This is a genomic window from Endozoicomonas atrinae (assembly GCF_001647025.1).
Classification (GTDB): domain Bacteria; phylum Pseudomonadota; class Gammaproteobacteria; order Pseudomonadales; family Endozoicomonadaceae; genus Endozoicomonas; species Endozoicomonas atrinae.
The window spans coordinates 1-14,369 of record NZ_LUKQ02000146.1 but is presented as its reverse complement, the minus strand read 5'-3'; the positions used below and the strand labels follow the sequence as shown (position 1 = coordinate 14,369).

The 14,369-nt window shown below is 51.3% G+C and carries 15 protein-coding genes; 12 read left to right on the top strand and 3 right to left on the bottom strand.

Going from position 1 to position 14,369, the window contains the following annotated elements; translation table 11 throughout:
- From AK963_RS18045 to AK963_RS18020, 6 genes are all read left to right on the top strand, one after another.
- Positions 1-689, top strand: a 689-nt coding sequence (locus tag AK963_RS18045; RefSeq protein WP_066016834.1) for a phage portal protein, incomplete at its 5' end; no start/stop codon positions are given.
- Positions 682-1,680, top strand: coding sequence for a head maturation protease, ClpP-related (locus tag AK963_RS18040; protein WP_066016833.1), 999 nt, complete (start codon positions 682-684; stop codon positions 1,678-1,680). The genes AK963_RS18045 and AK963_RS18040, both read left to right, overlap by 8 nt.
- A gap of 34 nt (positions 1,681-1,714) precedes the next feature.
- A complete protein-coding gene (locus AK963_RS18035) occupies positions 1,715-2,095 on the top strand; it encodes a head decoration protein (RefSeq protein WP_066016832.1) in 381 nt (126 codons plus the stop codon).
- Entirely contained in the window at positions 2,092-3,087 is a 996-nt protein-coding gene (locus tag AK963_RS18030; RefSeq protein WP_066016831.1) for a major capsid protein, read from the top strand. Before AK963_RS18035 ends, AK963_RS18030 begins: the two co-directional genes overlap by 4 nt.
- A complete protein-coding gene (locus tag AK963_RS18025) occupies positions 3,072-3,365 on the top strand; it encodes a hypothetical protein (protein WP_066016830.1) in 294 nt (97 codons plus the stop codon). Before AK963_RS18030 ends, AK963_RS18025 begins: the two co-directional genes overlap by 16 nt.
- Positions 3,355-3,951, top strand: coding sequence for a hypothetical protein (locus AK963_RS18020; RefSeq protein ID WP_066016829.1), 597 nt, complete (start codon positions 3,355-3,357; stop codon positions 3,949-3,951). Before AK963_RS18025 ends, AK963_RS18020 begins: the two co-directional genes overlap by 11 nt.
- On the opposite strand, the gene AK963_RS18015 is transcribed toward AK963_RS18020, so the two are convergent.
- The gene (locus AK963_RS18015) at positions 3,941-4,687 is read right to left on the bottom strand and encodes an NYN domain-containing protein (protein ID WP_139117496.1); all 747 of its coding nucleotides are present in this window, start codon (positions 4,685-4,687) and stop codon (positions 3,941-3,943) included. The two genes, AK963_RS18020 and AK963_RS18015, sit on opposite strands and share 11 nt — an antisense overlap.
- A gap of 24 nt (positions 4,688-4,711) precedes the next feature.
- Here AK963_RS18015 and AK963_RS18010 point away from each other — a divergent pair, with 24 nt between their 5' ends.
- Entirely contained in the window at positions 4,712-5,137 is a 426-nt protein-coding gene (locus AK963_RS18010; protein ID WP_139117495.1) for a hypothetical protein, read from the top strand.
- On the opposite strand, the gene AK963_RS18005 is transcribed toward AK963_RS18010, so the two are convergent.
- A complete protein-coding gene (locus AK963_RS18005; RefSeq protein ID WP_066016826.1) occupies positions 5,134-5,517 on the bottom strand; it encodes a DUF2237 family protein in 384 nt (127 codons plus the stop codon). The two genes, AK963_RS18010 and AK963_RS18005, sit on opposite strands and share 4 nt — an antisense overlap.
- Before the next feature lie 53 nt (positions 5,518-5,570).
- Between AK963_RS18005 and AK963_RS18000 the strand changes: the two genes are divergently transcribed.
- The 3 genes from AK963_RS18000 to AK963_RS17990 are packed head-to-tail and all read left to right on the top strand — an operon-like array spanning position 5,571 to position 9,688.
- Positions 5,571-6,314, top strand: a complete 744-nt coding sequence (locus tag AK963_RS18000) for a phage tail tube protein (protein WP_066016825.1) — start codon at positions 5,571-5,573, stop codon at positions 6,312-6,314.
- Positions 6,315-6,329: 15 nt separating this feature from the next.
- Positions 6,330-9,299, top strand: coding sequence for a tape measure protein (locus tag AK963_RS17995; protein WP_066016824.1), 2,970 nt, complete (start codon positions 6,330-6,332; stop codon positions 9,297-9,299).
- Positions 9,299-9,688, top strand: coding sequence for a hypothetical protein (locus AK963_RS17990; protein ID WP_066016823.1), 390 nt, complete (start codon positions 9,299-9,301; stop codon positions 9,686-9,688). Before AK963_RS17995 ends, AK963_RS17990 begins: the two co-directional genes overlap by 1 nt.
- Before the next feature lie 6 nt (positions 9,689-9,694).
- On the opposite strand, the gene AK963_RS31445 is transcribed toward AK963_RS17990, so the two are convergent.
- Entirely contained in the window at positions 9,695-10,312 is a 618-nt protein-coding gene (locus tag AK963_RS31445; RefSeq protein ID WP_083232744.1) for a C2H2-type zinc finger protein, read from the bottom strand.
- A gap of 121 nt (positions 10,313-10,433) precedes the next feature.
- Here AK963_RS31445 and AK963_RS17985 point away from each other — a divergent pair, with 121 nt between their 5' ends.
- Positions 10,434-13,970, top strand: a complete 3,537-nt coding sequence (locus AK963_RS17985; RefSeq protein ID WP_066016822.1) for a hypothetical protein — start codon at positions 10,434-10,436, stop codon at positions 13,968-13,970.
- Positions 13,970-14,369 (top strand): hypothetical protein (locus AK963_RS17980; RefSeq protein WP_202969806.1); only part of this gene is annotated, 400 nt, incomplete at its 3' end. The genes AK963_RS17985 and AK963_RS17980, both read left to right, overlap by 1 nt.

Below are 14,369 nucleotides of genomic sequence, written 5' to 3'. Positions count from 1 at the left end.
AGCCCGCTCCGGATGGTGAAAAGGTGGATCCATTAACCGGTCGGCCTATTGTTTATGATCTGCAAGGTGTGCCCATGGTGGCAATGGAGCCTGGCACGATGCAGGAACTCTCGCCGGGGGAGGAGATCACCTTCAATACACCTCCGGGAGCCGCCAGCAATTATCCCGATTTTATCCGTCAGCAATTAATGGCCGTTGCAGCTGGTATTGGGCTGCCATACGAAATCCTCTCCGGCGATATGAAAGGCGTCAGTGACCGGGCATTACGGGTAGTTCTGAATGAGTTCCGCCGACGTATTCAGCAAATTCAGCACAATCAATTGGTGTTCCAGTTCTGTCGACCGATCTGGAATCGCTGGTTGGAGATGGCCGTACTCAGCGGGGCTATCCATGCTCCACGTTTCCATAACAACAAAGCGGACTATCGCCGGGTGAAATGGATTCCCCAGGGCTGGCCCTACATGCATCCGGTTCAGGATATGCAGGCCCAGAACCTGGCTGTACGCAGTGGCTTCAAGTCCCGCTCTGAGGTGGTGTCTGAACAGGGGTATGACAGTGAACAGATTGATGACGAAATCGCTGCCGACAATCGGCGGGCGGATGAATTGAATCTGCAGTATGAGAGCGATGGCAGGCAGTCATCGAAGGATCCTTCCACTACTGACAAGGACGAAAACAAGGATGAGTAAGAAACCCCTGAATAATAAGCCATGGTATACCTTGAAGAATCAGATTGATCAGCCTTCGGAGTTGCTGATTTATGATGTGATCGGCGACTGGGCGGGTCTCTCAGCACGACAACTGGTTCATGACCTGAAGGATCTGGATACCAGTGAAATCACGGTTCGCATCAACAGCCCCGGTGGTTCCGTGTTTGATGGCATTGCCATCTACAACGCCCTGCGTCACCACAAGGCACATATCCATGTAAGGATTGAAGGGCTGGCCGCCAGCATTGCCAGCGTCATTGCCATGGCAGGGGACACCATCCATATGGCAGCCAATGCCCTGATGATGATTCATAACCCGTTTGGCTGGGTCGGCGGTGATGCCGAAGAACTGCGCAAAGTGGCGGATATGCTGGACAAAACCACGGAGGTGATTGCCCAGACGTACGCTGCCAACTGTGGGCTGCAGGTCAGTGAAATCATCAACCTGATGAATGAGGAAACCTGGTTTACGGCCAGTGAAGCGGAAGGGCATGGTCTGGTGGATGTGGTGGAAGAAGCGGTGCAGCTGGCAGCGCACTTTGATCTCAGTGCTTTTAACCATGTGCCTAAGCCATTACTTCCTCCGTTCATTCCACCTTCTGAGCCGGAAGATGAAAATACGTCGGTTCATGCATTGGCGGTGATGTCATTGTGTAATAAAGCCGGTTATCCGGAAATGGCGGAAGGTTTTATCCGCAATCATAAGGGGATCGAAGACGTTCAACGCCGTCTTACCGAGTGTGAAACCATTAAATCTCTGTGTGCTGCTGCCCAGAACACGGATCGTGCCGCTGGCTTCATCCAGTCAGGCAAATCGGCAGAGCAGGTCAGAACCGAATTGTTTGATTTACTGACTAAAGAGGATGAACCACAGGATAACTCCCTCACACCCAACCAGCAGAGTCAGACCATCAAGCCGTTGGTTGATACCCGGGCGGTATATCAGAAGCGAAATCAGGTCGTAGCCTAAAACCTCACCCCCTAATCTCAAAGGAACTGAAACCATGCCTGTCATGACAGAGCCGGTGCACGCTGGCGAATTCATCGTGTCCGAAGGAAACAACAGCATCAGCCGGGAGAAGGTTGAACTGGCGGCGAATCTGACACTGCTGCCCGGCACTGTGTTGGGCAAAAACACGGCCACCGCAGTCTATGGACCACTGGATCCGGCGGCAGACACTGGATTGCAGATGGCCTCCGGAGTGCTCTGGGATCATGTCACTACCGATGCAACCGGTGGTGAAGCGGTCATCATCGCCCGACTGGCAGAGGTACATCAGGACCTGTTGGTCTGGCCGGATGGCATCACTGCAGAGCAACAAGTCACAGCCACCGAAGAGCTGGCTTCACTGGATATTATTTTACGACAGGGAGAGCGCGCATGAGCCTGCTGGATATTTTTAATGACGATGCCTTCAGTCTGACCAGCCTGACGGCCACGTTAAACGATCTGCCCTACAAACCTGGGCGCATTGGTGAGCTCGGTCTGTTTACCGAAAGCGGCATCAATACCACCACCGCCATGGTGGAGTCCCGTAACGGTGAGTTGATCCTGTTGCCTACCTCAGAGCGGGGAGCGCCAGCACCTCAAGCCAAGGGTGGTAAGCGGAAGGTACGCAGTTTTGTCATTCCTCATATCCCTTACGACTCCACCATTGTGGCGGATGAAGTACGGAATGTTCGGGCCTTTGGCTCTGAGAGTTCTCTGGAAGGGGTGAGGACGGTAGTCAATCAGCGGCTATCAGAGATGAATGCTAACCATGAGGTGACCCTGGAGCATTTGCGGCTGGGAGCCATCAAAGGTCAGATTCTAGATTCTGATGGCTCATCCGTGATTTATGACCTGTTTCAGGAGTTTGGTGTCAGCCAACAGACGCATACCTTCAAGTTCAGTGATGCAGCCACTGACGTGCGCATTCAGTGTGTGAAGCTGCGCCGGAAAGTGGATCAGGCTCTGGGTGCTCAACCCTATTCAGGGCTGAGGGCATTCTGCGGTGCGGACTTTTATGATGCCTTAGTTGGACACGACTATGTCAAAGATGCCTATCAACGTTACCAGGACAGTGCCTTGCTGCGCAATGATCCCAAATCCGGGTTCCGCTTCGGTGACATTGACTGGGAAGAGTATCGGGGGCAGGTGGGCAATATTCCCTTCATCAAGGCTGATGAGGCGTATGTGATTCCGGAGGGCACCGGTATCTTCCGCACCTGGTTTGCACCGGCAGACTTTATCGAAACGGTGAACACCATCGGCTTGCCGAGGTACGCCAAACAGAAAATCCTCGACTTCGACAAAGGCGTCCAGCTGCACACTCAGTCCAACCCGCTACCGATCTGCCTGAAGCCCCGGGCGGTGATTCAATGCAAGATGAACTGAGTGAACTGAACCGGCAGGTGCTGGCTACCTTTGGTCAGCCGGTGATGGTCTTTCGGGGAGCCTCTCTTTTCTCAGAAACCCGGGGCATCATCTCCAAAGCGCTGGTGCCTGCCGGTCAGTATGAAGCGGTTTTGCAAACGGTCACGTCCATTACGTTGCCAGCGAGCCTCAAATTGCAGCGTGGCGATGAAGTCCAGTCCGCAGATCAGCAATGGACGGTTGACCGGAAACTGAAAGACGATGGTCAACTGACCTGGTGGGGGCTCCATGAAGCTTGATTTGGATCTGGACAGCACCGTTGATGAACTCATTGAGCAGTTTGATCATGCGCCTGAGAAAGTCAGCAAAGCGATTGTTCGATCACTACGCAAGCTCTCCCGGTTTGCCGAACGACGTATAGTGCGTGAGTTGGCCAGACGCCAGAGCATCACCCAAAAGGTGTTGAAGTCTTTGGGGCGGGTGAGAGTATCCCTGTATCAGCCTGGCGATCGGGCAGGGCAGAATTACAGCCTGATCATCTGGATAGGGGCTTTGGATATACCGGCGCATTATCTGGGCAATCCCATCCAGACCAGAAGCGGTGTCCGAACCGGCCGTCGTTTTTGGGAGGGTGCCTTTTTGATGCGCCCCGTCAACGCCACTCACTCCATGGTGTTTGAGCGGAAAGACACCTGGCAGCATAAATTCCAGCGTTCCAAAAAATCGGGTCGTATGATGTGGATGGGATTGCCACTGGAAAAGAAAGAAGTACCTATCTGGAACACAGCCAGTACGGTATTACAACAGCTGGAACCGGTTTTACTCGACCGGTTCACTACGTTGATGGAGCAGGAGCTGAATTACGAACTGAACGTCAGGCAGTAATAAGCTTGGCTTTTTTATTGTTGTCTCTGAGTTCAAAGCATCCTGAATGCTTGAGCAGAGAAGAGAACTTTTTATAAGGACTCTTTTGAATGGCGGCTTTCTGGCTCAGTATGGATACCTCTACCCAGCCTTTTTTCGATTTTTCTGTAACTTGATAAGCATGGTTAAGTTGCTTGATGATTTTTTTGGAGATGGTCGGTGATGGAGTGTTAGGTGTCGGTTTTGGCTTGGGGCTGGCTGGTTTTGTCGTTTCAGCAATGATGACCTCTAAAGGCTCGCTTTTCTCAATCATCAGATCAAATGTGTTACAGGACTCTTTTAATAAGCTTGCGCATTTACCATGGATGCCAATGCCATGAACGTAGGCCCCAGATTGGCGTAATAGTTGAATCGGTGTGATGAAATCACTGTCATTGGTGACGATCACAAAGGTATCAATCTTGCCACTATGCACCAGCTTGAATGCATCGTGCATCATTAAAAAGTCACTGCTGCTGTTTTTACTGTCATAGCTGAACTGATGAATGGTACGAATCCCATGTATTAATGCCGGTTTCTCCCAGCCCTTGGTATGTGCTTTGGAAAAGTCTGCGTACGCCCTGAGTATGGGTTTGCCAAAACGGGTGGATAACTCGATGGCCTGCTCAGCCAGTTGCCAGGAAATATTTTCGGCATCGAACAGAATGGCTGTTCGCGCAGGGGCTGCCATTTCTTCATTCATTATTGATTGATTCAACTGAACTTCCTTACTTCAACGCTTATGAATCAAGATCAGAGAGTAACAGCAGATTACCCTGAACAGAAGATCATCCAGTCCCTTGTTGATCGCCTGAAGGCATCTCAACAGACTGTTCTGTTGGGGTATTCCGCAACAGGGCTTGCGGATGATCTGAGCCAGCCCGCTTTTCTTATTCAGCTGGAATCCATCCAGGAGCAGGGGCGGCAGGGTGAGCGAATAAAAGCATTGATGACCGTAAACCTCAGCGCGGTCATGAGAACCCATCAAAACACGACATTTGAGCTGATAGCGTTGGTGAATACGATGCGTGATCTTCTGGTTGCAGGTGGTCGACTCTGTCCTGAGGCCCGGAAGGTCAGCTTCTCTGAAGTTCAGTTTGATATCGCTCCCAATCATGGCCACCTGTCTTTTGCCGATGTTCAGCTGGGCATTGAAGTCATCGTTTAGCTGAGATCAATGGCGAACTGCTTCAATACAGTCAGCTCAATGACCTTCAACGTATTGATGTGAGTGGCCCGGATATAAACCGGAGGTGCTACCCCGTTTTCAAACGCTTCTTTCCATCGGGTAGCGCACAGACACCACCGGTCTCCGGCCTTGAGTCCCGGAAAGCCCCATGCTTCCCGTGGCGTGATCAGGTCATTGCCCTGCGATAGAGAGTATTGCAGAAACTCATCGGTCAATTGTGCACAGACCGTATGACCTCCCTTGTCATCAGGATGGGTATGGCAGAAGCCGTCACGAAAAAAGCCGGTGACAGGATCCTTGCAGCAGACTTCCAGGGTAAGTCCGAGCACATTTTGTTGTTCGAAGAATGACTCGGCCATTCATTTCACTCCCGCAATTTGATCACCCGAACCTATAGGATAGGAGATCCATTATGTCACAAACAGACCGTAGTTTTATTGGCGCAGGCAGTATTCATATCCAGCCCTATGACCTGTCGGCACCCTTGTTGCCGATTGGCAATGTCAGCGAGTTTACCTTCAGTTTTGAAGAGGATCGCAAGGAGCTGAAAAACTACCTGGGTGGCGGAGGTAACCGTAATGTGATCAGTCGGGTGTCGGGCATTACCGCCAGTGTGGTGGCTCATGACTTTACGGCGAGTAATATTTCTCTGGCGTTGCGGGGGACGGTCAACCAGGCAAGCACTACTGCGATTACCGATGAGCCATTGGTTAGCCATGGCGTAGCGGATGAACTGATTCCGTTTAAACGGCTACCGGACCTTAATCAGTCCATCACGGTCAAAGACAGCCTGGATACTACGCTCGTTGCTGGTGATGATTATGAACTGACTCAGTCTGGCATCAAGGTTATTGATGGCGGTGGTATTGATCATCTGGGGATTAAGGTCAGCTATACACCACTACCTGCCAATATGGTTCAGGCACTGGTGGAGTCCGGTCGGGAGTTTGTGCTCTTTATGGAAGGCCTGAACGATGCCCAGGAAGGGCTGCCGTTTAATATCCGGGTGCATCGGGTCAAGTTCTCACCGGTACAAAACCTAGGCTTTATCTCCGATGACTTTGCCAACATTCCCTTGCAGCTGGATGTGTTGTCCGATCCTACCATTACCGGTCAGGGCCTGAGTCCGTTTATGCAGCTGGATCTGGCCCAATAACCCGCTGAGCTTCCTATGTCCTCCATCAAAGAAACCGCGCTTCGGTTGGTGCTGAAAGCGCGGGATACCCTGTCACGTCCGGTTAAGCAGTCTGCCGCCTCCCTGGACTCCCTGCGTAGTTCAGCCCAATCCCTCAAGAGCCAACTCACCGAACTGGAGCAGCAACAAAGATTGCTGTCGTCTTTCCAAAAACAGACGTCTGCTGTGCGTGAGGCTGTCCGGGCTTTTCGCGAAGCTGAGACGAAGGTTGAACGGTTGGCCCGGGAATATCAGCAGGCAGAGAAACCCACAAAGACTCTACAGCGCAGGCTGGAGTCTGCCCGTAAAGCGGTGGTGTCAGCTAACCAGTCTTACCATGCGCAGCGACAGAAACTGGCTGAGTTGCGCAAAAGTCTGGGGCAGACGGGACTTTCCAATCGCCAGCTGGCGCAACAACAGGAGCGGGTTGCCCAGGAAATTCGGGAAACGTCAGCGGCTTTCCAGAAAGCCAATACTCGGGTCAAAGAAGCCTCAAAGAGTTTCAGACGCTCTGGGTTAAAGAGCATCACGAAGGATGCCCAGCAGGCATCATCGGGTATTAGTCGTCTAACCAGACGGTTCGCTGGCTTGATCGCAGCAGGGGCAGGCCTGTACACCATCAAGCGTGGCATTGAGTCCATTCTGACCACTGGCGATAAGTTTGAGCGCCTGAGCGTTCAGCTGGAAGCCATTATGGGCTCCATGGTGGAAGGTGAACGGGCGCTGGCCTGGATTAAGGACTTTACCCGCAACACGCCATTCCAGTTGGAAGAAGTCTCTGAAGCGTTTGTCCGGCTGAAAGCTTTTGGTCTCGATCCCATGAATGGTTCTATGCAGGCCATTGTCGATCAGGCTTCCAAGCTGGGCGGTGGTATGGAGCGGTTGAATGGCATCACGCTGGCTGTCGGTCAGGCCTGGGCAAAACAGAAACTTCAGGGAGAGGAGATTCTACAGCTGGTAGAGCGTGGCGTTCCGGTGTGGGAACTGCTGGAAAAGGCCACGGGCAAAAACGTGCAGGAGTTACAGAAACTGTCGTCTTATGGGAAGTTGGGACGGGATACCATCGCCTTGCTGATTGCCGAAATAGGCAAAAGTGCTGAAGGGGCAGCAGCCAAGAATATGAGCTTGCTGTCTGGTTATGTCAGCAACCTGAAAGACAGCTGGCAGCAGTTCCTGGCTGAAATTGCCGACAGTGGTGCCCTGGAATACACCAAGAACCTGCTGGGTTCCATCGCCCTGAAAATAGAGGCGATGAATCAGGACGGTCGCTTGCAGGCTCTGGCGAAAAAAATCAGCGATGCCTTTATTGCCATGGGCGAGGCCATTCAATCGGCGCTGTCTGGCCTTTCTTTTGACGGGTTTGTTTCAAAGGTAGAAACCAGCTTTGCCACCATCACTACGGTGATGGATAAGCTGAAAACCACCTTCACGGTAACTGGCAATACCGTCACTTTCTTTTTCAACAGTTTCACGTTGGCGGTGAAAGGCTTTGCTACGGCTTTTCTCTATACCATTGGAGAAATCATCTTCGGCTGGGGCAAGCTGGCAGAGGTCGTAGGTGCTGACTCCATTGCCAAAGAGATGCAGGCAACCACGGAGTACCTGCGTTCTCTTGGTAAAGAGTTTGCCAAACAAACCGGTGAAGATTCCAATGCCGCCAAAGACGCATTGGTGGGCATTTACGAAGCCCTCTCGAAACAGCATGAACAGACACAAAAAGGCATTCGTCGTGAAAGCAAGGTGACCTGGGATCAGGTACGAGAAGAACAGGAGCGTTACCGGGCAGACGTTGAGCAGACTGGCCAAACCGCAAAGCAGGCAGCAGCAACCACCAAAGCGGCGTATACCGATGTAGCCGATGCCATCAGCCAGATCAACGCGGCTGAAACCCGCACCGAATTAGCCAGCCTTGGTGTGGCACTGGCCGAAGCCTTTTCTGTTGGAACACTCTCTCAGGAAGAATACACCCAGGCACTGGAAGCCAGTCGCCAGAAGCTGGCGCAATTGAAAAAGGAGGCGGAAGGCACAAGCCAGAGTATTGATAAAGTCACCGAGGCTGGTGAGCAAAAAACAGCAGCTCTTGAAGACACCGCATCCATTGCCGGAGTCATGGCTGGTCATTACAACACTCTGACAGCAGAACTACAGGGCATGAGTGGTGCGGCGCACGATGCCTTTGTGGCCATGAACGGCGTTGGTAACGTCAACACCGAGCAGGCGATCAACAGCATTGCCGAACTAAAAAGTCAGCTCGAAGAAACCAGAGAAGAACTCAACAAGCTACAGCACTCCTATACCTTCGATGTCACCGGCATAAGTAGTTGGATGAATGAAACTGCGAAAAATGCTGCCTATGTCAAAAGTCAGTATTTAGAGCAGAAGATCGCCCTCGAAGAACTGTTAGAGAGTTATGAGTTCGGCGGCTCTACAGCGAGAAGCTTTATCCGTCAGGGTGAGCGAGCCGCTGATACGATGAACCTCCTGAACAATCAGGATTTAGACCGCCTCAACAATGCTATTCGCTCGGCAGAGCAAAACATGGCCAGCCTTGGGGAGAGTTCCCGTAATACCCTCAACAGCCTGCAAGATGAACTGGATGAATTACAGGGCAGGCAGTCGGATATTGAGCAACGGCGTTATCAAACGCAGCGTGACGATCTGAAGGCACAGCAGGCCGAGGCTATCGCCAAAGGGGATCAGGAGGCGATCAAGAATATCACTTCTGCCCTGCGGATCAGTGAGCAGATTTACAACGAACGTATCCGGCAGGCCAACAATGAAAAAGCCCAAATCCTCCGAGAGAGCCAGGTGAGTACGTCGGCACCAACCACCCGAACCACACAACCGGCTCCACAAAAAATTATCCGGCTCGAATACCCCGGCGGTGCGGTCAATGTCGGCATTGATTCAACGGATGAAATTAAACTGCTGGAAGCCCTGAAAAATGCAGGCATGAGGACGGTCTGATGATACTGGATACCATTACCCTCCCGGACGATCTGCTCTGGATCAATGAGTTTGAATGGAACCCCGTCGAGCAAACCACCGAGCGAAGCCTGACCGGGGCTTTGCTGGTTCAGGAAGGGCAACTACTATATGGCAGGCCAATCGTTCTCTCTGGCAATGGCGAGGCCGGTTGGGTCTCCCGGTTGACGGTCAAGAGCCTGTTTGCTCTCTCCAAAGCAGCCAATAAAACCATGACGTTGACGCTCCCAGATAACCGACAATTCTCCGTTATCTTTGATCGGTCGAATGGTGCTCCTGTTGAGGCACAGCAGGTTTTACCATTTGCCTACCCAGAGGACTGCGACCATTACCATCTTAAAGTTAGATTAATAACTATCAAGCTTGAGTGAGAAGAACTAGCTTTGATGTGCTTTAGTCTGCATATGTTTTTTAACATGATCTAAACGTGTAAAGCTTTTATGACATAATTCACATTCATAAGGTTTTTCTTTTGTATGTCTTGATCTGGTGTGTCTATCAAGCAGGTGTTTATCTCGAAAATAACTTTTCTCGCTGCATTCAGGATAGCTACATCTGTATTTTGATATTGGTTTATGGATAAATAAGTGTGTTTTTAAACCTGATCTTTTTTTGAAAGCCTTTTCGCACCCATCAAAATGACATCTGAAAGGTCTATCACTTGATTGTGATAAAGCAAAGCTGTCAGATGTAGATGAAATAGGTTTGGATGAATACAGTTGATTCCATTTAACGGATCTTAAATCGTTGGTTTCAACTTTGACATTGTCAAAAACACAGTCGCTAGAAAAAAAGATGGCATCAATCAAGTCTGAGTTTTGTTGAGGGAATGTTGATGAAAGAAGGCCTGATGGAAATGGATCATTTATTTCTACGGAACGACCATTGTTTAATAATAAAGATTGAGAATTTTTAGAAGTAGCTCGACATCTTTCTGGGTCCAGAACATATAAATCTAATTTTGTTGATCCAGTAGAAGTATTTGATTTAAACATTTTTTAAGTTAATTAATTATTGAATTGTCGAATAGCTGAATAAGAGTACCTCTTTTTAAAAAAAGTTCCTCCCTTTCACAACTCATTCTCCAAGTATGTCAACCAAGCATAAGGATTTGCTATGGCTATTACCAATAGCGACGTAAAACTTTTCGAAAGCCAGCGCCTCACGGATGAAGAAGACGGTGGCGGTCGGGTGACTGGTAACGAGGTCATTGATGGCAACGTCAATAATCTCTTTCAGGATATATCCCGGATCGACCGAACCATTGGTGATGTTGCCCTGCGTAAGGCGTTTATTGGGATCAGCACCGATAACAATGACATTTATCTCGGCAGTCATTTGATCCTGACCGAGCCTCCCAAGGATAAGAATGTCTCGGTCTTGCTGTTCAATACCGACAGTCAGACCGATGAGCGTTTGGATGCCAGAGACAGAATAGAAAGTTATGTCGTCCCCGGCATTAAAGCATCTTGGGAACTGGTCGGCGACCAGCTTGAAGGCCAACGAGCCATTGTTGGCTATCAGCGTGAGGAATGGGCGGTTCCTGAAATTGGCGAGGTCTATAAGCTCACCACACCGGATGGGCTAACGAGCCAGTTTATCCGTATTACTGCCGTTGATCATTCTGTGGTGACGTTTACCTATCACAACGGTTCAGAGTATGTGGACTTTAACCGGCGTAAGGTAGAAATGGAGATCAGTGCCCCACTGGTGACAACCTTTATCGGAGCGCAGCCGGTCCCCGGAGAACCGGAGGAAGAAACCAGTTCCATTTATGGCACACAGATAGCCGATACCTCCCGTTATTACGGCATTCAGCCATTGAGTGCCAATGTGACCGCTGGCGACTTAACGGTTAAGGCCGAGAGCGTTTATGCGCCACTGGTGCCGAGTGCTAAGGTCGAAAGCCCGTTGCTCGATCAATATGGTGGCTATACCGGCAAAACGATGGTAGCCACTGCTGGTACTACCCGTTCGGTCAGCTGTCGTTTTGTGCATATTACCGGCAACCAGAGCCGAACCTATGTCCAGCGTGGCGTATTACCGAAAACCCTCTCTCTGTCGTTGGATGGCGGCACCTTTGAAGATGACGGTGCGGGTCATCTGCTCCATAAAAGCGGGACCAATAATTTCAGCAAATTGACCGTAGATTATGACCTAGGGGAGATTAACGTTTGGCGAGCGAGCAGCTATACCACGGCCACAGCTAATGCGACTTATCAGCCAGCCGTTGCCATTACCGGGGCTGCGATCAGCGGGGCTATCCCGATCACCAACCAGAACCGGGGCTTTAACTACACCCTGAATATGGCCGAGGCCAAGCCAAGGCCGGGAACACTAGTAGTCAGTTATATCGCTCTCGGAAAATGGCAGGACATTCGAGATACCGGCGCTGGTCAGATGGAAGGCTCTGGCTCTGGAACCATTATCTTTGCAACGGGATCGGCTGCAATCACCCTCGATGCGCTGCCCGATCCTGACAGTGCCATCGTTTTCAGCTACGTGGCGCAGAATGATGATGAGGTGACGATCCGAACTGGCTCGGTGCCTGTGAATGATATGACCTTTCGCCATACCGTCGAAAAACCCGGCATCAAACCCGGCTCGATGACGGCAACGTATGTTTCCTCCGGTGAGAATAAAACCCTGACTGATCAGGGTAACGGCCTGCTGATTGGAGACGGCAACGGTGCCATTCATTACGCTCCCGGCGAATTGAGCTTTAAGCTGGATTTCCTGCCCGACAGCGGCACCGAGATCCAACTGACCTATGAAGAAGGCACCAGTGCCGGTGGCGAGGTGATTGTCTCGGTCGATGGTCAGGGCGTAATGAGCGGCAGCATTCCCGGTGCTCCCTTGCTCCCAGGTTCTATCCAGCTGCAATTTCTGGTTGAGCAGCTGTCTAATGTGCCGAGTGAAACCAGAAACGAGGATGACTGGACTACCTATGAAACCACCCGGAACGTCGCTAAACAGATCAGCGACGATACAACGGGTGGCTGGCGTGGGGTGACAGGCAGCATTGATTACCAGACCGGGGCGTTTACCATTCTGGCGTTGGAGCAGTACACCTATCCTGAATACGTCATCAAGCAGACGTTTAATGGTTATGTCCGAAAGCTGGACGTGACCAACACCGCCAAAACCCAAACCTTCAACGGCAGCACCATTACGGCCATTGCACAGGCGAGCAACCTCGCCCATGCACCGTACAACGAGAATATCACCTCACCAGAACTGACCATTGATCTGTTGCCCTTGATGGACAATACCGTCCTGCTCCCCGGCAGCGTGATCTTTGAATGGAACGGTGAAACCTATTTTGACCGGGACGGTTCTCTCTATAAAAACCTGAGCACCGAAACCAATGCCGGGGTTCAGGTTGGCAGGGTTGACTACAGCGGTGGTATGGCGACACTGGCCAGCTACCCGGAAGGAACGATCAATACCGCCAGCATTCAAGCAGCGGCGACCATCGGCGTTGGCTTTATGGTTGATGCGGTCGCCTTCCGAACGCCCGGTGCCCCGATCCGTCAGGGCAGTTTGCAGCTAACGGCGGTTCGGGTGGATAACGGGGACATTATCACGGCCACAGCGGATTTTAATGGCGAGTTCAACACCGCAGAAGTGGCCGGTAAAATAGACGTAACCACAGGCTGGTGTGAGCTTCAGTTTATCGACGGCAGCTCTCCTGAAGAGAAGCCAATCTACGTTATCCCGCAGAGTGTTCGTTATAACTGCGTGGTGGAAACCAGCCTGCCGCTCGATGCGGAATTGATCGGGCTCGATCCGGTTCGCCTCCCTCCCGATGGCAAGGTGCCCATCTATCGTGCCGGGGATATTGTGGTCATCAGCCACACCTCCAACACAGATGCTGGCACACCAACGGCCGATCAGGTGATCAACCTGGCTCGTGACCATCAGGCAGACATTGTCGTGGAAGACAGCAGCGGGGCTCCACTGGCCAGCGATCAATACACCGTCGATAGAGAGGCTGGAACCGTTACCTTTGCCGATCCGTTGAGCCTGATTGATGCTGGCAGTAATCCCCTGACTGCACCTTTCACCATTAAGGATCGGGTCGAGCATATGAGCGTATTAAGTGACGTTCAGATCAACGGCGACCTCTCCATTATCTCCCCGGTGCCTTGGGACCTGCCTGCAATAGAAACCACGGTGAGCAGTGCAGTCGTCTATGGCGATCTTCAGGCGAGAGTGAAAAACTTTTTCAGCCAGAAGGTTTGGGACAACGGCGACCCGAACTGGACAGATCATCGGATCGGCGACCAGACAACAGCCCAATACAACACCATCAACTATCCGGTGGAAACCACCAACAAGGGAGCCATCTATGGCAAGTGGGCGATCATTTTCACCAGTGGTTCAGCATTCCAGATCGTAGAGGAAAAGCTAGGGATCATAGCAACCGGCAACATTATTGCTGATGTAGCACCGCTGAACCCGGAAACAGGCGTGCCCTTCTTCACTATCCGGGCTGATGGTTGGGGAACTGGCTGGGCAGCAGGGAATGCTATTCGATTTAATACCGATGGTTGCCTTGCACCTATCTGGATTTGCAGGACAGTCCTTTCAGGTCAGGGAACGGAAACTAACGACGATTTTACACTACAGATTCGGGGGGATGCGGACTGATGCCGGTTCAATACTACAGCTGGAACGATTCAGGTGCCCCGGAATTTAAATATTTAAGCGGCGGTTATGGCGCTTATAAAAATTCCATCATTGAAGTGCTCGATGCGATTTTGGTGACCGGATACGGCAGTAAACCGGGATTTGGCTGGACAAAGGAAATGACCTCGACGGTGCCAGACAGTAGCCGCACCGTGTACAAAAATCATTCAGCCCATCAGGACGATATGTACCTGATCGTGGAGTCTGACGGTAATCAGCAGCAGGGCTTTAAGATGCAGATTGCCGATGTTGTGACCAGCCCGGAAAGTTACGCTGGATACAGCCAGATCACTGCCGTGACACAAAACCACGGGGGTACACAACGCTGGCACGCCATCGGCGATGAACGCACGTTGATCT